General features: G+C 28.7%; 18 protein-coding genes and 1 other annotated feature. Of the genes, 14 read left to right on the forward strand and 4 right to left on the reverse strand.

Features of this window, described 5'->3' with window-relative positions; translation table 11 throughout:
• The first annotated feature begins 82 nt into the window (after positions 1-82).
• Entirely contained in the window at positions 83-1,300 is a 1,218-nt protein-coding gene (ilvA, locus tag KGF45_RS07470) for a threonine ammonia-lyase (protein ID WP_227828163.1), read from the forward strand.
• A gap of 94 nt (positions 1,301-1,394) precedes the next feature.
• Positions 1,395-1,775, forward strand: coding sequence for a RidA family protein (locus KGF45_RS07475; protein ID WP_227432527.1), 381 nt, complete (start codon positions 1,395-1,397; stop codon positions 1,773-1,775).
• Positions 1,776-1,933: 158 nt separating this feature from the next.
• On the opposite strand, the gene KGF45_RS07480 is transcribed toward KGF45_RS07475, so the two are convergent.
• Together KGF45_RS07480 and KGF45_RS07485 are read right to left on the reverse strand one after the other, a co-directional pair.
• Positions 1,934-3,343: an MDR family MFS transporter gene (locus KGF45_RS07480; RefSeq protein ID WP_227828164.1), complete on the reverse strand. Its 1,410-nt coding sequence runs from the start codon at positions 3,341-3,343 to the stop codon at positions 1,934-1,936.
• A gap of 3 nt (positions 3,344-3,346) precedes the next feature.
• Complete coding sequence (locus KGF45_RS07485) at positions 3,347-4,255, reverse strand: TetR/AcrR family transcriptional regulator (protein WP_227828165.1); 909 nt, start codon at positions 4,253-4,255, stop codon at positions 3,347-3,349.
• A gap of 261 nt (positions 4,256-4,516) precedes the next feature.
• On the opposite strand from KGF45_RS07485, the gene KGF45_RS07490 reads away from it, so the two are divergent.
• Together KGF45_RS07490 and KGF45_RS07495 are read left to right on the forward strand one after the other, a co-directional pair.
• A complete protein-coding gene (locus KGF45_RS07490) occupies positions 4,517-5,164 on the forward strand; it encodes a D-alanyl-D-alanine carboxypeptidase family protein (protein WP_227828166.1) in 648 nt (215 codons plus the stop codon).
• Positions 5,165-5,489: 325 nt separating this feature from the next.
• A complete protein-coding gene (locus KGF45_RS07495; RefSeq protein ID WP_227842121.1) occupies positions 5,490-8,129 on the forward strand; it encodes a cation-translocating P-type ATPase in 2,640 nt (879 codons plus the stop codon).
• A gap of 62 nt (positions 8,130-8,191) precedes the next feature.
• On the opposite strand, the gene KGF45_RS07500 is transcribed toward KGF45_RS07495, so the two are convergent.
• Complete coding sequence (locus KGF45_RS07500) at positions 8,192-9,295, reverse strand: pyridoxal phosphate-dependent aminotransferase (protein ID WP_227842123.1); 1,104 nt, start codon at positions 9,293-9,295, stop codon at positions 8,192-8,194.
• Positions 9,296-9,637: 342 nt separating this feature from the next.
• Between KGF45_RS07500 and KGF45_RS07505 the strand changes: the two genes are divergently transcribed.
• The 6 genes from KGF45_RS07505 to panC all read left to right on the forward strand — a co-directional run bounded on the left by KGF45_RS07505 (position 9,638) and on the right by panC (position 15,828).
• A complete protein-coding gene (locus KGF45_RS07505; RefSeq protein ID WP_227842125.1) occupies positions 9,638-10,477 on the forward strand; it encodes a Cof-type HAD-IIB family hydrolase in 840 nt (279 codons plus the stop codon).
• Positions 10,478-10,555: 78 nt separating this feature from the next.
• Positions 10,556-10,766: a binding site (T-box leader), on the forward strand.
• A gap of 87 nt (positions 10,767-10,853) precedes the next feature.
• Entirely contained in the window at positions 10,854-12,170 is a 1,317-nt protein-coding gene (argH, locus tag KGF45_RS07510; protein ID WP_227828170.1) for an argininosuccinate lyase, read from the forward strand.
• Positions 12,171-12,453: 283 nt separating this feature from the next.
• A complete protein-coding gene (locus tag KGF45_RS07515; RefSeq protein ID WP_021385441.1) occupies positions 12,454-12,792 on the forward strand; it encodes a DUF2325 domain-containing protein in 339 nt (112 codons plus the stop codon).
• Positions 12,793-13,220: 428 nt separating this feature from the next.
• Entirely contained in the window at positions 13,221-14,159 is a 939-nt protein-coding gene (locus KGF45_RS07520; protein WP_227861053.1) for a DUF2520 domain-containing protein, read from the forward strand.
• Positions 14,134-14,961: a 3-methyl-2-oxobutanoate hydroxymethyltransferase gene (gene panB, locus KGF45_RS07525; protein WP_227828171.1), complete on the forward strand. Its 828-nt coding sequence runs from the start codon at positions 14,134-14,136 to the stop codon at positions 14,959-14,961. The genes KGF45_RS07520 and panB overlap by 26 nt, the downstream gene beginning before the upstream one ends.
• An 18-nt stretch (positions 14,962-14,979) precedes the next feature.
• The gene (gene panC, locus KGF45_RS07530) at positions 14,980-15,828 is read left to right on the forward strand and encodes a pantoate--beta-alanine ligase (protein WP_227828172.1); all 849 of its coding nucleotides are present in this window, start codon (positions 14,980-14,982) and stop codon (positions 15,826-15,828) included.
• 306 nt (positions 15,829-16,134) lie between these two features.
• Here the strand turns inward: panC and KGF45_RS07535 are convergent, their stop codons facing one another.
• On the reverse strand, positions 16,135-17,424 hold the full coding sequence (locus KGF45_RS07535; RefSeq protein ID WP_227828173.1) for a D-alanyl-D-alanine carboxypeptidase family protein: 1,290 nt from the start codon (positions 17,422-17,424) through the stop codon (positions 16,135-16,137).
• Positions 17,425-17,503: 79 nt separating this feature from the next.
• On the opposite strand from KGF45_RS07535, the gene KGF45_RS07540 reads away from it, so the two are divergent.
• From KGF45_RS07540 to selB, 4 genes are all read left to right on the forward strand, one after another.
• Positions 17,504-18,208, forward strand: a complete 705-nt coding sequence (locus KGF45_RS07540; RefSeq protein WP_227828174.1) for a DUF655 domain-containing protein — start codon at positions 17,504-17,506, stop codon at positions 18,206-18,208.
• Between the two features lie 92 nt (positions 18,209-18,300).
• A complete protein-coding gene (gene selD / locus KGF45_RS07545) occupies positions 18,301-19,347 on the forward strand; it encodes a selenide, water dikinase SelD (RefSeq protein WP_227839960.1) in 1,047 nt (348 codons plus the stop codon).
• Positions 19,348-19,401: 54 nt separating this feature from the next.
• Positions 19,402-20,781, forward strand: a complete 1,380-nt coding sequence (gene selA / locus KGF45_RS07550; protein ID WP_227842364.1) for an L-seryl-tRNA(Sec) selenium transferase — start codon at positions 19,402-19,404, stop codon at positions 20,779-20,781.
• A gap of 74 nt (positions 20,782-20,855) precedes the next feature.
• Positions 20,856-22,739, forward strand: a complete 1,884-nt coding sequence (gene selB, locus KGF45_RS07555) for a selenocysteine-specific translation elongation factor (protein ID WP_227842126.1) — start codon at positions 20,856-20,858, stop codon at positions 22,737-22,739.
• Positions 22,740-22,774 lie beyond the last annotated feature (35 nt).

Raw genomic sequence — 22,774 nt, forward strand, 5'->3', positions numbered from 1 at the left:
ACATGTTGATTTTTAAAAAAAAAAGATATAGAATTATATAGAAAGTAATAAATAAAAATTGGATTTACGGGAGTGGAATAAAATGATAAATGTTACCTTAACAGATGTGAAAGAAGCTAGAGAGACCATTAAAGACATAGTTAAAAAAACTGATTTACTTGAAAGCGTTAAACTTAGCGAAAAAACAGGCGCAAAGGTTTTTTATAAATGTGAAAACCTTCAAAAAACAGGGTCTTTTAAATTAAGAGGAGCTTGTAATAAAATAGCAAGTTTAACAGACGAAGAAAAAGCAAGTGGAGTAATAGCTTCAAGTGCAGGGAATCATGCACAAGGTGTAGCATTAGGCGCAAAAATGACTGGTATAAAATCTACAATAGTAATGCCAGCAACTGCACCATTAGCAAAAGTTAGTGCAACTAAAGGTTATGGAGCAGAAGTAGTTTTAAATGGTGCAGTTTATGATGATGCATATTCAAAAGCTGTTGAAATACAAAAAGAAACAGGAGCAACTTTCTTACATCCATTCAATGATAAATATGTTATAGCAGGGCAAGGAACTATATCTCTTGAAATTTTCGAACAATTAAATAATAAGGTTGATACTATACTATGCCCAGTTGGTGGTGGAGGAATAATATCTGGTGTTGCTGTTGCAGCAAAGGCATTAAATCCTAATGTAAAAATAGTTGGTGTTCAAACTGCAAATATACCTTCAATGAAAGAGTCAATTAAAAACGGCAAAGTAACAACAGCATTTAATGATAGTACAATAGCTGATGGTATAGCTGTTAAAACTCCTGGAGACTTAACTTTTGAAATAATAAATGAATTAGTTGATGAAATAGTAGTAGTTGAAGAAACAGAAATAGCTGAATCAATATTATTTATGATGGAAAGTCAAAAGATAGTTTCAGAAGGTGCAGGGGCTGTGTGTACAGCTGCAATATTAAGTGGTAAATATGTACCAGCAAAAGACGAAAATGTAGTGTGTATAATATCTGGTGGTAATATAGATATAAATACATTATATAGAATAATAGGTGTTGCTCTAGCTAAAGAAGGAAGAAGATATTCATTTAGCACAATTATGGAAGATAAGCCAGGAAACTTTGCTGAATTAACTAGAATAATAAGTGAGAATGGTGGAAATATTTTAAGTGCTAATCAAGGTAAATTATCAGCAGGTGAAGCTCTAGGAAAACAAAGTGCGGAATTTATATTAGAAACAATAGATTATGACCATATAGCGAAAATAAAGAAAGCAATAGAAGAAAAAGGTTTTAAAATTATAGAATTATAATAAAAAGTGTATATAATATACAAGAAAAATAGTATAATAGTGTATGAAGATACATTTTATGTATAGTAGATTAACCAATTAGGAGGATTTTAATATGAAACATGAAGTATTGCATACTAATGATGCACCAGCAGCTTTAGGACCATATTCTCAAGCTATAAAAGCTGGAAACTTATTATTTGTATCTGGACAAGTTCCACTTGTACCAGAAACTATGGAAGTAGTTGAAGGAGATGTACAAGCTCAAACTGCTCAATCTCTAAAAAATCTTAAAGCAATATTAGCTGAAAGTGGAGCTGATTTTTCAAATGTAGTTAAAACTACAGTATTTATAAAAGATATGAATGAATTTGGTGCTATAAACGAAGTTTATGCTGAGTATTTTGGAGAAAATAAACCAGCAAGAGCTTGTGTAGAAGTTGCTAGATTACCAAAAGACGTTAAAGTTGAAATAGAAGTAATAGCTGTATTATAAGATTACAATATTTTTCAAACTGAAAAAAAGGGGCTGTCTCAAAATAGAGATAAGCCTTTTTTTCATTGTTGAAATGATGAAAATATATTTGATTTCATACAAAAAAAGAGTGCCTCATAAACTAAAAAGTTCATTTTAAGATACCTCCTTTTTTTATATTAACTTCTAATAGTTTGTCGTTCTTTTATAAAACATATTGATATAACTAATCCAATAAATGCAAGTGTGGCTGCTATTGAAAATGCTACATCTATTCCATGGATATTAGACAGGATAGCTGAACTCATGTGAGCTTTTTTAGTAGCAGTTGTCATTATAGTAATAAGTATAGCAGAGCCTATAGCACCAGATATTTGACGAAGTGTACTATTAATTGCTGTAGCATGAGATATAAGTTCTCTATCTAGTGTTTTAATTCCCCATGTAGTTAATGGCATTAGAACCATTGAAATACCAATCATACGAATACAATACATTAATGATACATGAATTAAAGATGTATCCTTGCCTAAAAACGCAAAAGATAAAGTTCCTAAAAATAAACATCCAGTTCCTAATATTGATAGAGCGTGAGGACCATATTTATCTAGATGACGTCCTGCGACTGGATTTAATGCAACCATTAGTATAGCACCAGGCATCATTAAAGAACCTGAAGCAAGTGCAGAGAATCCCCTTACAGATTGAATATATAGAGGTATCATTAATGTAGCAGACATCATTGAAGCATATACAATCATAATTAATAATGTAGAAATAAGAAATGGTTTATTTTTAAAAACTCTTAATTCTAAGAATGGTTCTTTAGATTTTAATTGACGCCATGTAAATAAAATTAATGATACAATTCCTAATATTATTGGTAAATATGTGGCACTATTAGTCCACCCATAATTACCTTGATTAGTAAACCCAATCAATAAACCACCAAAGCCTAAAGAAGATAGTATTATTGAAGGTATATCCAGTTTTAGTTTTTGGGCTTCTCCAACATTCTTTAATAATATAAATGAAAGTATAACATCTAGTATAGCTATAGGTGAAAGTAGTAAAAATAAACTATGCCAACCAAATGAATCTACTAACCATCCAGATAAAGTTGGTCCTATTGCTGGAGCAAATCCTACTGTAATACCGACTAGACTCATAGCTGTACCACGTTTTTCTATAGGGCATAAATATAATATAATAACTTGTAAAAGTGGCATTAAAGAGCCAGAACCTACTGCTTGTAATACACGAGCAATCAACATAGTTGAAAAATCACGAGAGAAAAGCGCAATAATGCATCCTAAAGAAAAGATAGTCATTGATGTAATAAATAATTTTCGAGTACTAAATCTATTTATCAAGTAAGCTGTTGTAGGAATAATGATACCTGCAATAAGTAGATAAATTGTAGTTAACCACTGACCAACATCAGCAGTAATTTTAAAATCTGACATTATATTGGGAAGTGCAGTTGCCAGTAATGTTTGACTAAGAGAGCTTATAAAAGCACCAGTCATTACGATTGCTATTATCAAATTTCCTTTTTTATTGTTTTTGCTATTACTTTGTATTTCCATAGTTTATAACGTCTCCTTTTTTAACTGATTTTTAATACTATTCAATAAAAGTACTTTTGGTCTCAAAATGTCTTCTTTTTCTAGATATGTAATCATTGCATCCATAATTAAAGAATCGTATAGTTGATTTTTTCCTTCTTCATATAATTTTTTTGATGCTTCTAGTAACTTAGGGTTTTCAATAAGAGAAGTGTTTGTTTTGATTAGCTCTTCTATATCCTGTATTGTTTTAAAAAATAATGATTTACTATAAAGAGAAGAGTAAGCTTCATCTTCTTGTTCATATAAAAACATTGATTTTTCAATTAAAGGATTTAGGTTATCAGCATTTTCTACAACTAAATCGAGTATTTGGATAGTAAATTCAGCAATAAAGTATACATTTATTTCTCTTTTTTGTATATGAATAATATATGTAAACTGGTGAATTAGAGCATCTAGTAAGAAAACTAAATCAAATAGAATGTTTTCTATTTTGTTGCCATAATTATCAAATAAACTCAACTTATATTCATTTAATAAATTAGCACGAGATTTTTTTTGTAACTTACTTGTCGTTTTACGTTGCACTTCAGAGAAATTTTCCCTCACATAAGTATTTATAGTAGTTCTAGAAAAAATATTTCCCCATACAGCTATTATTTTTCTTTTTAATTTTTCAGATGGATGGATATCTTTATTTTCATTAATAGAATGTATAATTTCTAAAAATTTTTCATCATAATAATTAATTATTTCACAGATAAAACTTTCTTTAGTTTCAAAATGTTTATAAAAAGTAGCTTTAGACATTTTACATTCTTTTACAATATCTAGTATTGAAGTATTTTGAAAACCTTTTTGGTCAAAGATTCTTTGAGCAATAGTTATAATAAGTTTTTGCTTGTCAGTCAATTGGCTATCTCCTTTCATATAAAAACGATAAGTACTAAATAGTACTTTAAAGTTTCCATAAATACATTATACATCATTTGGAAAAAAAATCAATATCTGGACCTGTGATATAAAAAATTTGAAAAAAATATTGTTAGTTTTAGTAATACAAAGAAGAATTTAAGAGTTTCTTAAGAATTGTTTAAAGAATTTGCAATAAATTAATGATATGATTATACTATGAAGTAAAATGTCTTTAAATTTTTTAGGTATTAAATCTAAATTATGGGGGTGTAGTATATGAAAAAGAAAAGAGGTTTGATTATAGCTTTTGCATTTTTTCTAGTTTTCGCAAAAATGTTTATTAATATCTCTAGTGGAGAAAATAAAATCATGGCATATGAAATAAGTAAGTATAGAAAAGGTGTGAACGTTTTATCAATAAATAATATTGTAGTAGCAAACAAAAAGTATAGTTTACCTGAAGACTATTCTCCACAAGAAAGTAATGAAGCAAAAGATGCTTTTTATAAAATGAATAAAGAGGCTCAAAAAGCAGGATTAAATCTAAAAGCCTTTAGTACATATAGAAGTTACAAATATCAAGAAAAATTATTTAACTCATATGCAGAAAAAAATGGTGAGAAGGAAGCAAACAGATTTTCAGCTAAGCCAGGAGAAAGTGAACATCAAACTGGACTTGCATTTGATATTGGAGGAGACGACCAATCTTGTTGGGCAAATAAAAAATTTAATAATACAAAAGAAGCTAAGTGGCTGTATGAAAATGCATATAAGTATGGATTTATACTTAGATATCCAGAGGGAAAAGAAAATATAACAGGATACATGTATGAATCATGGCACTATAGATATGTTGGAACTGAACACAGTAAAAACTTTGCAATGAACAATTTAACACTAGAAGAATATTTGCATATAGATTAAGCCATAATTTGTTAAATTTAGGTTAAAATAAAAAATAAGCTAGACTATTAATTGTGTAAAGTGTTATAATGTAAATACAATTAAAGATAACTACTCGAAGGGGAGTAGCTTACACGAAAGTGGTAATTAATCGTCAGGACAGTAGAAATACTCGGTTAATTAGCAAGGAATTCCTTGATAGCAAGACCTTCAAAATAAGCATTAAGTATGTTTGTTTTGGGGGCTTTTTTTATTCAAGGAATTTTTTATTTGAAAAATTTCAAATTTCAAGTATACATAAGAGTCCCCAAACATAAAATAAATTTATTAAAGAGGAGGGCAACAAATGTCTTACAAAAGTACTTATCAAGAAATAATTAAAAATTTAGACTCAAGCTTAAATGGTTTGAGCAAAGAAAGAGCAGAAGAGCTATTAGAAAAAAATGGAACTAACGAATTAAAGGAAGCAGATAAGGTTCCTACGTATAAGCTTTTCTTAGAAAGTTTTAAAGACCCACTGGTAATAATTCTATTGATAGCTGCTTTAGTACAAATATTTTTAGGTGAAACTGTAGAGTCCATAATAATTTTTGCAGTTATTATTATCAACTCTGTTTTAGGTGTTGTACAAACAAAAAAAGCAGAAAGTTCATTAGAAAGTTTGAAAAATTTATCTGCACCAAATGCAAAGGTAATAAGAGACAATAAGAAAATGACAATTCCAGCAAAAAATTTAGTAGTTGGAGATATCGTATTTTTAGAAGCTGGTGATTACATACCAGCAGACGGAAGACTTATAGAAGCACAATCATTAAAGGTTGTAGAAGGGATGTTAACTGGTGAATCAGAACCAGTTCTAAAACATACAGAAAAAATAAACGAAGATGTAAGTTTAGGTGACCAAAAAAACATGGTATTTAGTGGTGCTGTAGTAGTTTATGGTAGAGGTTCATTTGTAGTAACTGGAACAGGTATGGAGACTGAAATGGGTAAAATAGCTGGTCTTTTAGAAACTGCCGAAAATAAGTTGACACCATTACAACAAAAAATAGAAGCTTTCAGTAAAAAGCTTGGTGTAGGTATTGTAGTACTTGCACTCTTAATATTTATAATTCAGGTAGCAAGAAATTACATGATGGCTGGGAATGGAGAAATGACACAAATTATTCTCGATTCATTCATGTTTTCTGTAGCAGTAGCAGTAGCAGCAATACCAGAAGCTTTATCATCAATAGTTACTATAGTACTGGCTGTTGGAACAAATAGTATGGCAAAGAAACAAGCTATAATAAGGAAATTACCAGCTGTAGAGACTTTAGGTTCAACAAGTGTTATATGTACTGATAAAACAGGTACTCTTACACAAAATAAAATGACAGTTGTGGACTGTTATATGTATGGAACTAACAATGATGAGCTTAATAAAGAAAATATAAATTATTCTTACCATGCTAAATTGTTGACTATGGTTTCTACATTATGTAATGATTCTCATATAACTAGTGATGGAAAAGAAGTTGGTGACCCAACAGAAGTTGCATTAATAAATTATTCAAGCAAAAACGATTTAGATTATGATAAATTAAGAAGTAAATATATTAGAATAAATGAAATACCATTTGATTCAGATAGAAAGCTTATGTCTACAGTAAATAGTATATATGGAGATTATATAATGTTTACAAAAGGTGCTCCAGATATTGTATTTAGTAGATGTAAATATGCTTTAAAAAATGGCTCAAAAGTAGACATAACAGATGAGATAATAGAAGAATACAAGAAGAGAAATGAAGAGTTTTCAAATAGAGCACTTAGAGTATTAGCATTTGCAATAAAAGATGTCCCAGAAGAAGGTTTTACACCTTCAATTGATGATGAACATGATATGACATTGGTTGGTATAATGGCAATGATAGACCCACCAAGAGAAGAAGTAATGGATGCAGTAAAAGAAGCGAAGAGTGCTGGTATAAAAACCGTTATGATAACTGGAGACCACAAAACAACAGCAGCAGCAATTGCAAAAGAAATAGGTATAATGGAAGATGGAGATTTAGCACTTACAGGGAAAGAGTTAGATGCATTAAGTGAAGAAGAATTAAATAAAAAATTAGAAGATATAAGTGTATATGCCAGAGTTTCCCCAGAAAACAAAATTCGTATAGTAAAAGCATGGCAACATAAGAATAACATAACTGCTATGACTGGTGATGGTGTCAATGATGCACCAGCTTTAAAACAAGCAGATATAGGTATAGGTATGGGAAGTGGTACTGATGTAGCAAAAGATGCTTCTGCTATGGTATTAGTTGATGATAACTTTGCAAGTATAGTAAATGCTGTTGAAGTTGGTAGAACAGTATATAGCAATATAATAAAAGCAATAACTTATTTATTTGCAGGAAACTTGGGTGCCATAGTGGCTATCTTATTTGCAGTATTTGCAGGATGGCCAAATCCATTTACAGCTTTACAACTTTTATTTATAAACCTAGTAAATGACTCCTTACCAGCAATAGCATTAGGGTTTGAAAAATCAGAAAAAAATATAATGAATAAACCTCCTAGACATCCAGATGAAAGTATACTGGCAGGAGGAACATTAAAAGCAGTGGCTATAAGAGGTTGTATAATTGGTATAGTTACAATAATTGCACAATATATAGGGCTACAAGTATCAACAGAACTTGGTGTAGCGATGGCATTTTCAACTTTAATATTAGCGAGAATAATGCAAACATTGCCTGCACGTTCTAATAATCAGACAATAGTAAAACTAGGATTTTTTAGTAATAAATATGTTATAGGAGCAGTTTTAATATGTTTTGGACTTTACTCTTTAACATTAATGCCAGTTTTGAGAGGAATATTCTCTATTCCAACAGTATTTGGTTTATATGAATTAGGAATTTGTTTAGGTTTAGCATTACTTTCATCAATATTGATGGAACTTAATAAATTAATGAATAGAAATACTGTAAAATAATTAAAAATACTAAACTAAAGGGACATATTGATAAAATCAATATGTCCCTTATATAGTTAGATTTATTCTAAGTTATCGATTATTTGGAATGCTTTTATAACTTTAGGAAGTTCTTTTTCTTCAGGCATTCTAAATCTTATAAAGTTTTTATCAAGTCCAGTAAAATCGCTACCAGATATAACTCTTATTTTTAATTTTGCAAATTCTTGTTGTAAATCCATATCTTTGTTTTTATGTTCAACTGTCATTATAGATACAGTATCACTAGTCTCAGCTATGTTAAGGTTTTTCCATGGAATCAATAGTTGATTTTTTATAGCTTTTGTTTTTTCTTTTAATTCTTCTATAAATTGAACATCGTCTAATAAATTAGCTGCAATACTACGAGAGATTTCAGATATTTCGTAAGGAGTAGATATCTTTTTAATAGGATTAACAAGTTGTTCAGGAAGGACTGCATATCCTGCTCTTAGTCCTGCTAAACCAAAACCTTTTGAGAATGTTTTTAAAACAATTACATTGTCATAATCATTTAAAAGTTTTACAGCTGAATTTTCTTTTGGCATATATTCACCATAAGCCTCATCTACCATAACAGCTATATCATATTTTTCTGCCTCTTTTACTATATTTTCAATTGATGATAGAGGTATAATTTGTCCAGTAGGATTATTTGGGTTATCTATGTAAATTACTTTATATTCTGAATTTATTTTTTCAATAAATTCTTTTTCATTAAACTTGAAGTTATTTTCTTTCTTTAAAAGAACATAGTCATAAGTAGCACCATGCATTTTTATATCTGTTTCATATTCTGAAAATTGAGGTGAACATCCTAAAACTTTATCTCCTTTTTCAATAAATAATCTATTTAAAAGATAAATAACATGTATAGAACCATCCGCTAGACAAATTCTATCAGTAGTTAGTGTTGTAAAGTCTTTCCAATAATCAACTATATTGTCTTTTAGACTAATTGAATGCGGGTATCCTCTTATCATATCAAATTCTAAAGCATTAAAAGCTTCTACAGCTTTATTTGAGAAAGATACTGTGTTTATACCTTCGCCACAATCTATCTCGAATACATTTTCGCAATGACCAGATTCTATGGCATAACTTTTTTTCAACTGCATTTCAATAGCTTTGTTAATTTTTAATTTCATAGTTTATCACTCCTTATTTAGTCAATAATAAATGTTAAAAAAGTTGCTAGATTTAAAATATTGTGAAAATACATGATAGTAAAAAACGAATATAAATATTATAATAGCTCACTTTATTTAATATGATTATATATCATATATTGTAAAATTTCTAGCATTATAAGACTATAAATTGAAAATATTCAGAAAAATACTACAAGAAACGATTTATTTTGCTTTGATATGGAGGTATAGGAATGTTATTAATTTTATAAATTGGAATAGTTTAAGTGTAAAGTTATGATATAATTTAATAAGGGTAATTCTTTAAATTAGATTAAGGAAATATAAGTATACAATAAAATGTTATGGAGTTGGATGATGGGATATAAATTGATTGTAACAGATATGGATGGAACTTTATTGGGAAATAACCATAAAGTTACTGATGAAAATAAAACTGCACTACAAAAAGTTATTAAAAGTGGTATTAATGTAACTTTAGCAACAGGGAGAGCTTTCGATTCAGCTAAATGCAATGTAGATTTTCTTAAAGAAGATATGCCAATAATAGCTTGTAATGGTTCATTGATAAGGGAACAAAATGGAAATATAATATATTCAAATAAAATTGATACAAAAACATGTCTAGATATTTTAGATGTGCTAGACAAATACAATATTTACTATCAATGTAATAGTATAGATTCTATGCTTTCAAAAAAAATAGAAGGACGTGAAGATAGAATAAGTGTGTTTTTGGGTTCTGAAACAGAAGTCATTGTAAGAGATGATTTAAGAGAAGAGATTTCTAAAAATGACATATTAAAGTTTGTAATAATAGAAGAAAAAAATCCAGCTATTTTAGACGAAATAAGAAAAGAATTAAAAAAAGTTCAAGGCATAAAAATAACTTCTTCTTGGCCAAATAATATTGAAGTTATGAATATTGGTGTTGATAAAGGCAATGCGGTTAAAATTTTAGCTGAAAAAATGAACATAGATAGAGAAGATATAATTGCATTTGGAGATAATTACAATGATATAGAAATGATAAAATTTGCTGGTCTTGGTGTAGCTATGGGAAATGCAGAAGAATTGATTAAACAAGAGGCCGATTATGTGACAGACAGCAACCAAGAGAGTGGAGTTGCAAAAGCAATTTATAAGTTTTTTGAGTTAGAAGAGTCACTTAGTTCTTAAAAAAGGCATTTAAAGGAAAAAATAGGTTGACTATTTTATAGATAGTAATTATAATACAAATAGGTAAAATATAAAAATTTAGATTCAGTGAAGAAGAGAGTAGATATAAAGCAAGTCTCAGCGAGTTAGGGATGGTGTAAGCCTAATGATAATACTTTATATTGAAGAGAGCTTTGGAGAATATTACTTGAAATTCAGTATGGTAATAGGTAATCTCGCCTTAAGAGAATAGAGTGGGTAAACATTGTTTATCAACTAGAGTGGTAACACGGAATATTTCGTCTCTTGGTCTTTTTGACCAAGAGATTTTTTATTTTTAGCTAAAGTAAAAATATTACAATTAAAATATAAAAAATTAAAATATGAGGTGAAAAATATGAAATTATGGGGTGGACGCTTTAGAAAAGCTGAAAATCAACTTATGGAAGAATTTAATAAATCTTTTGGGTATGACTGTGTGCTGTACAAAAAAGATATTGAAGGAAGTATAGCACATGTCTATATGCAAGTAAAATGTGGGCTTTTAACAGATGAAGAGGGAAAAGCTATAACAGAAGGTCTAAATGGAATACTTGAAGATATTGAAAATGGAAAATTGGCATTAGATGGAGATTATGAAGATATACATAGTTTTACTGAGATAAACTTAATTCAAAGAATAGGTGATGTTGGGAAGAAACTTCATACAGCACGTAGTAGAAATGACCAAGTTGCAGTTGATATGAGATTATATGCGAAAGAAAAGGCAAGCGATTTAGTGGAGTTAATATCTGGATTTAAAGAAACTATAAAAGATGTTGCTGATAAAAATTCAGTAATGATGCCAGGATATACTCATCTTCAAAGAGCACAAGTGGTAACTTTTAAACATCACTTGATGGCATATTATAGTATGTTTGATAGAGATGAAAAAAGAATAAAAAATGCTATAGAGATATTGGACGAGTCACCTTTAGGTTGTGGAGCTTTGGCAGGAACTACACATGATATAGATAGAAATATAACTTGTGAGCAATTAGGGTTTAAAAAAGTTGTAGATAATTTTATGGATGGTGTAAGTGATAGGGACTATTTATTAGAACTAATGAGTGATTTTTCAATCATAATGATGCATTTAAGTAGACTTAGTGAAGAATTGATACTTTGGAGTTCACAAGAATTTGGGTTTGTTGAAATAGATGATTTATATACTACTGGAAGTAGTATAATGCCTCAAAAGAAAAATCCTGATGGTGCAGAACTTATAAGAGGTAAGACTGGTAGAGTATATGGAAATTTATTTGGTCTTTTTACAGTTATGAAAGGTATACCACTAGCTTATAATAAAGATATGCAAGAAGATAAGGAAGGATTCTTTGATAGTGTACACACTCTTGAAATGTGTATACAAATAATGGAAAGAATGATAGCTACATTAAAGGTAAATGAAGATAAAATGAAACAAGCAGTTAAAAATGGTTTTTTAAATGCCACAGAAGTTGCTGACTATCTAGTTAAAAATAATGTTGCCTTTAGAGATGCACATGGAATAGTTGGAAGTATTGTGATATATTGTGAAGACAATAAAAAAGCAATAGAAGATTTAACACTAGAAGAATTACATAAGTTTTCAGCTGTATTTAAGGAAGATATTTATGACTTTATCGATTATGAAAGTATATTAAACAAAGGAATAAAAAAGAATTTAAAATAATAGTAATAGATTAAGTTTTTAAAAGCTGTGAATTTGATGAGTGATATCATCAAATTTCACAGCTTTTTATTATATAAAACATTATTTATAATGCAATATCAATAACTTTTTAGTGTCAATAAATTTAAATTTATTAACACTGAAAAGTTACTAAAAATAAAACCTTCTATTATTAAAATGATAATTAATATCAATAAGTGTTGACAAATTTATTTCTAGATATTATTATATATAATATAAATAATAATGAAAATCGATATCAAATAAGGCGGGAGGCAGTCTAATGAACTTATTAGTGATTGGTGGCCATGAAAGAATGGAAAAAGATTATATGGTTATGGCCAAGAAAAAAGGTTATAAAACAAAAGTATACACTACTATGTCATCTAAATTAAATAACTCTATAGGAAAACCTGATGCCGTTGTTATACTTACATCAACAGTTTCACATAAGATGTCTAGAACAGTTGAGTCTCAGGCTAAAAAACAAGATATATTAATCGTAAGACATAAAAATAGTAGTAAAGTAGCATTTAATGAATGTCTAGATATGGTTGATGAATGTCTAGGAAACTGTTCAAAATGTAAACTTAATGATAAGCAAAAACAGAAAAATACATAAATATATAATTTAATAAGTTTGAGAATACATACTCAATATAAATTGAGTGTGTAAAATAAAGTGTGTATTCTTCCCAAAAGTTGTGATAATTAAAATATCACAACTTTTGGGAAGGAGCACATTTTTAATTTTTAACAAAACTAAAATGTTAAAGAGATTATGGAAGAATATGATAAAAATATTATTTTAATTATTTTTAAGTTAAGTACATTTTTAGTAAAATAAGAAAATATAAATAAAAACACATTTACTTAATTTTTGTAGAATTAATTGTCAGTTTTTTATTTAAATGGTAGAATATTCATGGATGGTATCTTGTTATAAGAACTATACTTTAAATGTTTTTAATTATTTTGTCTTATATAACTCATATCTTCATGAATGAGATTGGAAATTAAGATGTTGTATCACAAGTTGGAGGTGATACTATTAAAATAGGATTTATTGGTTCTGGAAAAGTTGGTACATCTTTAGCAAATTATTTTTTGTCAAAAGATTATTGTGTAACAGGCTTTTATGGAAGAAATCAATTATCTTTATTAGAATCAACAGATTTAACAAAAACAAAGATTTATAGTAACTTGAAAGACATTATTTATGAAAATGATATATTATTTATTACAACATCAGATGATTCTATTGAAATCATAGACAAAAAACTTTCCAAATTTAATTTAAAACATAAATACATTTGCCACACAAGTGGTTCTTTAAAATCTAGTATATTGTTCTGTTCAAAAAAAGCAGGTGCATTAATTTATTCTGTCCATCCTATATTTGCATTTTCCAATAGAAATACTGATATTAAAAAAATGAAAGACATTTGTTTTTCCATAGAAGGTGATAATGAAAAAGATGATTTATTTATTCAAAATTTTATAAATAGCTTAGGAAATCAGTTTTTTATAAGAGATAAAAATACTTCATCCACTTATCATGTAGCTAATGTTTTAGTTTCAAATTTAGTGTTATCTTTACTAGATGTAGGAGTAAGTTACTTTATTAAATTGGGTTTATCTGAAGAAGAAGCTTTAAAAGCTATAAATCCTTTGGTCAAAATAAATATAGAAAACATACTTGATAATGGATTTACTAAATCCCTTACTGGACCTGTTGTTCGTGGGGATATAACACCAATAAAAAAACATTTATCAGCATTAGATAAAAAAGATGAAGATATTTACAAAATACTCTCCTTAAATCTACTAAAAATAATTGCCTTGGAAAATGAAGATTCATTAAAATGTACAAAAAATATTTCTATAGAAAATGCAGTCGAAAATTTAATAAGTAAATCTGAAAAATACAAAGAGATTTACAAAATTTTAGGAGGAAAAAACAATGAAAAATACTATACTGACTTTTAAAAATGCTAAAAGTGAAGGAAGGAAGCTGTCTATGCTTACAGCTTATGATTACTCAATGGCAAAAATAATGGATGAATGTAACATAAATGGTATTTTAATAGGAGATTCATTAGGAATGGTAGTAAAAGGTGAAGAAAACACTCTATCTGTTACTATAGATGAAATTATATATCACACAAAAGCTGTAAAAAATGGTGCAAAAAATGCCTTAATCGTAAGTGATATGCCATTTCTATCTTACCATGTTTCTATAGAAGATGCTGTTAAAAATGCTGGCAGACTTGTAAAAGAAGGTGGGGCACATGCTGTAAAATTAGAGGGTGGCTCAAACGTTATAGAACAAATAAAAAACATTGTAAATGCTCAAATACCTGTAATGGGCCATTTAGGACTAACACCTCAATCTGTAAATTCATTTGGTGGATTTAAGGTTCAAGGAAATACTAGTGAAACAGCAAAACAACTTATTGAAGATGCTAAATTAATAGAAAAAGCAGGAGCCTTTTCTATTGTCCTTGAAGGAGTTCCTGCTAAAATAGCTGAGATGGTGACTAATTCTATTTCAATTCCTACAATAGGGATAGGAGCAGGAATTAATTGTGATGGTCAAATTTTAGTTTATCAAGATATGTTGGGGATGTTTGGAGATTTTGTACCTAAATTTGTAAAGCAATACGCAAATATAGGAGATATAATGAAAGATTCAATTAAAAATTACATACTAGAAGTTGAAACTGGTGCATTTCCACAAGAAAAGCATAGCTTTTCAATAAATGAATCTGAATTAGAAAAATTATACTAAGATTAAGGATGGTACAAAATGCTTATAAAAGAAATAAAATCACTAAGGAATATAGTTAAAGATTGGAAAAAAGCTGGCTATTCTATAGGCCTTGTTCCTACTATGGGATTTTTACATGAAGGACATCAAAGCCTTATCAAAAAAGCTGTAAAAGAAAATGATAAGGTAGTAGTAAGTGTATTTGTAAATCCAACTCAGTTTGGACCAAACGAAGATTTTAACAGCTATCCGAGAGATATAGAAAAAGATTTTAAATACTGTATAGATAGTGGTGCATCAGTAGTCTTTAATCCATCATCAGAAGAAATGTATTTGAAAGGCCATTGTACTACCATAAATGTGTCTGGACTTACAGATTTTCTTTGTGGTTCTAAAAGACCTGTTCATTTTGGTGGTGTCTGTCTAGTTGTTTCAAAACTTCTGAATATAGTAACTCCTGATAAAGCTTATTTTGGAGAGAAAGATGCTCAACAACTAGCAGTAATTAAAAGGATGGTTAAAGATTTGAATATAGACACAAAAATAATAGGTTGCCCTATAGTTCGTGAAAATGATGGTTTAGCAAAAAGCTCAAGAAATACATATCTTTCAAAAGAAGAAAGAAAAACTGCTTTAGTTTTAAATGAAAGTTTAAGCTTAGCAAAAAAAGAACTGGCAAAAGGAAATCTAGATGTAAAAAAAATAAAAGAATTAATAACATCTAAAATAAATTCTGAAGATTCAACAAAAATAGATTATGTTGAAATTGTAGATAGTGAGACATTACAACCTGTTGAACATATAGAAAATTCTGTACTTGTAGCAAGTGCTGTTTTCATAGGAAAAACTAGATTAATTGATAACTTTACATTTCAATTTGATATATAGGCTGTTATTTTATACAGTATAGATGATTTAAAAAATGATATTTTATAAAAAGGAAAATTTAAAAATCAGATTCGTTTAAGATTATGATTAGTTGTAATTATATGGGGATGTCTCAAAATAAAAATTTGGGTATCTCCTTTTTTGTATAAAAAAAGAAAAGAGGTTCTTAAGAACCCCTAATCTATTTCTAATTAAATTTTTTTATTTTAGAATTTATATTTTCAATTTAAAAACTTTAAAAATCAAATAAATATATCGTCTATTTTTATAATAAGAAATACACTTAAGTTTTATCATTAATAATTGTTATTTTCTCATATTTCTTTTTCCTCTAGACTTTTTTTTATTATTCTTTTTAATATTTGAAGCTATTATAAATATAACTAAGAGTACTAAAATAGCTATAATAATTTTAATAAAAATCATCAAAGTTTTATTTTCAGTTATAAATGGAAGACTACTATCAAGATTGTTTTTTGCAACTAAATCTATACTCTTTTCTAGTTTACCACTATTATATATATTTAAAGTACCAACCTTAGTACCTTTTTTTACAGGCAAATCAATTTTATCTAGTTCAGTTTTAGTATTGTAGTCACCTTGAGATTCATTTTGTCCTAAAGTTATCTTATAACTATGTTTTGGTTCATAAATTAATTCATGCTGTTTTGTAAATAATACTTTTTTAGTATCAGTATATTTTTCTTTATCAACAATAGTAGCACATTTAAAATTATCAAATCCATAATCAATTAAGATGCGTGAATCTAAATATAAATCGTAATTAGTTGAATTAAATACAGCAGCAATGACTCTTCTTCCATCTTTTACTGCACTAGATAAAAGACATTTACCAGCAGCATCAGTATATCCTGTTTTTATGCCATCAACTATGTCGTATTTTATATCTATAGATTGACCTTTATATGTAATCTTATCATGTGATGTTAAAAATTTATTAGTATTTACAAAATATCTTTCATAAGGGTATGCTTTTGTAGCATCAAACTTAAGTGACTTAGTTTTTACAATTTGTCTAAAAACATCATTATTCATAGCTTCTCTAGCCATAAGAGCCATATCATGAGCTGTAGTGTAATGATTTGGGTCTGGTAATCCATGAGGATTGTTAAAATGAGTGCCAGTAGCTCCAATATTTTTTGCCTCAGAATTCATAAGGTCAACAAATTTTTGTACATCTCCTCCACCAACATATCTAGCTAATACAAATGCAGCATCATTAGAAGAATGAATTAAAAGAGCGTTTAATAATTGTCTTACAGTGAAAGCTTCTCCTTCTTTCAGGTACATACTAGAACCCTCTATCTGAGGTAGGTTTTTAATTTCTATTACTTGATTTAAATCCTTAACCTTTTTCAAAACTAAACAAGCTGTCCATGCCTTAGTTGTTGAAGCTGGATAAAGCTTAGAATCTCCAGATTTATTATATAATATTTTTCCAGTTTCATAGTCCATTAAAACGGCATGTTTGGCAACTATAGCTGGTTCATCATCTGCAAAAGATATATCAGAACTTCCTAAAAATGAAGCAAATATCAAGAAACAGATTAATAAAAGTGATAAATTTCTTTTCATTGTGAGCCTCCAAAATTTAAATTCATCTTTTAGTATAGCATATTTTTGTCAATAATTAAAATAAAGGAGTGATTAATATATGAAAAAAAAGGTAAAAATTATTTTGTTTTCCATCATATGTTTTTTAACATTATCAGCAATAATCATTAATCGGCTAGATATCTTTAAAGAAGATATTTATGTTGTAAGTAAAAATAATTCACATAATGAAAAAACAGATAAGGTAGACAAAATAGTTAAAAATGAAGGTAATCAGCATAATAAAGATGAGGGGAAAATAGATAAAAATATTCAAATTAATAAAATAACTATATACATAAGTGGAGCAGTAAATAGACCGGGGATTGTAACTATAGAATCAGATAAGAGACTTTATGATGCTGTAGAATTATTAGGTGGAACAACAAAAGAAGCTGATTTAAATGGAATTAATTTATCACTAAAGTTAGAAGATGAACAACATTACATAATACCTAAAATAGGAGAAACAATATCTGTTACAAGTAGTAGTGATTCTAATAAATTAAGTCTAAAAAAAGAACCTAAAAATGAATCTGAAAGTAAAAATAGTAAAAATCTATCTGATAAATCAAAAATAAATATAAATACAGCGACATTAGAAGAACTGGATGCTTTACCTGGAATTGGAGAGGCTACAGCTAATAAAATTTTACAACATAGAGAAGAAAATGGACAGTTTGCTTCAATTGAAGATATAAAAAATGTGAATGGTATAGGAGATAAAAAATACGAAAATCTAAAAGATTTAATTTGTACAGACTAAAAATATAATACAAAACTCACTTATAGATATGGTATTATAAATATGTATGTATATGTGTGTATATGTGGAAATTTAGTAAAGGAGGTACTTTTATGAAGAAGGAACAAAAAAAACTTACAGAGATGACAACAGCAGGTGGATGAGCAGCTAAAATAGGGCCAGAGGTTCTGGCATCAGTTTTATCTCAACTGCCTAAAAATGATAATATAGAAAATTTATTAGTAGGATTAGATACAGCAGATGATGCTGCTGTGTATAAATTAAATGATGATATGGCACTTATTCAAACACTGGATTTCTTTACACCAATGGTAGATGACCCGTTTGTGTTTGGTCAAATTGCTGCATCAAATTCACTATCAGATGTATATGCTATGGGAGGAAAGCCTTTAGTTGCAATGAATATTGTTTGTTTTCCATCATGTCATGATATGGATGTACTTGCAGAAATATTAAAAGGTGGATTTGATAAGGTAAAAGAAAGTGGTGCCCTATTAGTTGGAGGTCATACTGTAGATGACCAAGAACCTAAATATGGTCTTTCAGTTTCTGGAATTGTAAATCCAAATAAAGTTTTATCAAATGCCACTGCAAAGCCTGGTGACAAGTTAGTTATAACAAAGCCAATCGGTGTGGGTGTATTAAATACAGCCATGAAAGAAGGTATGGTAGAACAACATATATGTGATAAAGTAGTAGAAATAATGATACATTTAAATAAATATGCAGCAATGAGTTTTGATAGAATTGATGTAAATTCAGTTACAGATATCACTGGATTTGGTTTACTTGGGCATGCCTTAGAAATGGCTAAAGCTTCTGAGGTAAGTCTTGAAATTGATTCAAAGCATGTTCCAATTATCGAGGGTGCTATAGAAATGGCAGAAATGGGAATCATACCTGCTGGAATGTATAAAAACATGCATTATGTATCAAAGGATGTAGAAGTTGTAGGAGATGTAAAAGTTGCAGTTCAAGATATTCTATATGACCCACAAACTTCTGGAGGGTTATTGATTTCTGTAAAAGAAGAACTAGCAGAAGAGCTTGTAAGAGATATGAAGTTAAATGGAGCAATAGAAGCAAAAATCATAGGTTCTGTAGTGACAAAAGGGGAAAAATATATTACAGTTTTATAAAATATTATATATAGAGAAAGAGTGATTATTTTGAGCAAAAGAGAATTATTTGCAATGTTACCTTCAGTTGATGAAGTATTAAGTGATAATAGAATAGTAGAAATAATAGAGGAATATCCTAGAAGTTTAGTTTTAGAATCTGTAAGAGAAGTGATAGATTTTAAGAGACAATTTATATTAAGATTAAAAGAAGATGCATCTAATTCTGTAACAATAGAATTTGATGAAATAATAGAATCTTCAATAGAGAGAGTTAAATTAAATTACTCATTATCATTAAAAAAAGTTATAAATGCAACTGGTACAGTTATTCATACAAACTTGGGGAGGTCTTTACTTAGTGAAGATATAAAAGATGAATTATGGTGTGCTGCTTCAAGATATTCAAACTTAGAATATGATTTGGATAATGGAGAAAGAGGCTCAAGATATTCTCATTTAACTAATACAATAAAAAGACTTACTGGTGCAGAAGATGTACTAGTTGTTAATAATAATGCAGCAGCAGTGCTTCTTGTACTTAGTACAATGGCCAAAGGAGGAGAAGCAATTGTATCACGTGGAGAGCTAGTGGAAGTAGGAGGTTCTTTCCGAATTCCAAGTATAATGGCTCTTAGTGGTGCAGAATTAGTGGAAATAGGTTCAACTAATAAGACACACTTAAAAGATTATAAAGAAGCTATTACAGAAGAAACTAATGTATTGATGAAAGTTCATACAAGTAACTATAGAATTATGGGATTTACAGAGAGTGTATCTATAGAAGAGCTAGTTAATTTGGGTAAAAAATATAAGTTACCTGTAATAGAAGACTTAGGAAGTGGAGTATTTATAGATTTATCAAAATATGGATTATCTTATGAACCAACTGTATTAGATTCTATAAGACAAGGTGCGGATGTAGTTACTTTTAGTGGAGATAAAATGCTTGGTGGACCACAAGCAGGTATTATAGTTGGGAAAAAAGAGTATATAGAAAAAATGAAGAAAAATCAACTTACTAGAGCTCTTAGGGTCGATAAGCTTACAATATGTGCCCTTGAAGCAACTTTAAGAATGTACCTAGATGAAACAAAAGCTGTGGAAAACATACCTACTTTAAAAATGTTGACATATACCATTGAAGAATTAGAAGCAAAGGCAAACAAATTATTTGAAAAAATAACTACCTTGAATCTAAATGCTAAAATAAACATAGAAGATGGATTTTCTCAGGTGGGAGGAGGGTCTATGCCTCTTGAAACGATAGCCACAAAGGTAATAACAATAACTCCTGAGCATATGAATGTTTCGTCTTTAGAAAAAAAATTAAGACTCAGTGAAGCTCATATAATAGCTAGAGTATATGATAATAAATATGTTTTAGATGTAAGAACTATATTTGATGATGAATTTGATGTAGTAGTTGAGGAATTAAGAAAAGCCTTTAATTAACTAAATTTGAGATAGTAATACTGTTAATTTTAATTGAAAATTAGAAGCATTTAAGCTTTGATAGGGGGCAAAAAATGAAAAACGTAGTAATTGGAACAGCAGGTCATATAGACCATGGAAAAACAACTCTTATAAAAGCATTGACTGGAAGAGAAACTGATACATTAGACGAAGAAAAAAAGAGAGGTATATCAATAAATCTAGGGTTTACTTATTTTGATTTACCAAATAATAGAAGAGCTGGTATCGTAGATGTACCAGGACATGAAAAATTTATAAAAAACATGCTAGCTGGAGCATCAGGACTTGATATAGTTTTACTTGTTGTAGCAGCAGATGAGGGCGTTATGCCACAGACAGTTGAACACTTAGATATTTTAAGTTTTTTAAATATAAAAAATGGAATAGTAGTTTTGACTAAATCTGATACTGTAGACGAAGAATTTAGAGAACTAGTAAAAGAAGATATTTGTGAAAAAATAAAAGGTACTTTTCTTGAAAGTGCAGAAATAATTGAAGTTGATTCTGTATCTAAAAAAGGAATAAATACTCTTATTGAAAAAATAGATAAGATGAGTGAGGCAATAGAAGATAAAAACGAAAATTCTCCAGCAAGACTTAATATAGATAGAGTATTTTCTATAAAGGGATTTGGTACTGTAATAACAGGTACCTTAATAGAAGGAAAGATAAGTATAGAGGATGATTTGGTTATATATCCACAAGTATTAAAAACAAAGATAAGAAGTATACAAGTTCATGGGGAAAATAAAGATACAGCTTATGCAGGACAAAGGACAGCAATCAACATATCAAATGTAAAGGTAGATGATATAAAAAGAGGAGATGTCTTGGCGGCTCCAAATTCATTAGAAGAATCAATGATGTTAGATGTAAAATTATCATTAGTAAATCATTTAGAAAAAGGGATAAGACATTGGGATAGATTGAGATTGTATCATGGTACTAGAGAAATACTTTGTAGAGTAGTTCCACTAGATAAAGATTTAATTGAAAATGGAGAGAATGGATATGTTCAGCTAAGACTTGAAGAAAGTATAGTATCTAAGAAGGGTGATACTTTTGTTGTCAGACGCTATTCTCCAATGGAAACTATAGGTGGAGGTGTGATAATTGACCCATCTCCTAAAAAGCATAAGAGATTTGATGAAAAAGCTATAGAGGCATTAAAAATAAAAGAAAAAGGTGAACTTAAAGATATAATAGAAGAATACTTAAAGAGAAACCTAAAAAATTATCCAAATATAAAAGCAATAATGAGCTATAGTGGTGCTCATGAAGAACATGTAAAAAGAGCTATTGAGATACTTATATCAGAAAATAAAGTATTGCCTATTGGAAACATGTACATGCATATAAATCAATATAATAAACTGAAGGAAAGCACGATAAATCTTTTAAGTGAGTACCATAAGAAGTATAGATTGAGAAAAGGTATGTTAAAAGAAGAAGTAAGGTCCAAGGTAGAAAGTAATTTTAAGACTAGAGAAATGGATATTTTACTAGAAAAATTATCTACAGAAAATATTATAAAAATAGAAAATAATATAATATCATTATTTGATTTTGAAGTTATCTTAAATGACAAACAAAGAGAAATAGCAAAAAAAATAGAAAAAAGGCTAAAATCATGTGGAGTTTCTTCAATATTGACAATAGATGAAGTTTCTGAAGGAAATCATAACTATGCTGAAGTATTAGAGTCAATGATAGGTAACAAAGTAGAGAAATTGGATGATTTGTATATAATGGATAAAGATATTTATGAAGATGCAAAGAATACTTTAATAAATTATATAAAAGAAAATAAGGAAATAACACTAGGAGAATACAGAGATTTGATAGATTCTAGTAGAAAAAATTGTATGATTATATTAGAAAACTTTGATAGAAATAAAATAACTAAGAGAATAGAAAACAAAAGAATTTTGTTTTAGCGGAAAATGTCTGTTTTTGCTTTGAGGTATAAAGA

Source organism: Clostridioides sp. ZZV14-6154, assembly GCF_020657785.1.
GTDB lineage: Bacteria > Bacillota > Clostridia > Peptostreptococcales > Peptostreptococcaceae > Clostridioides.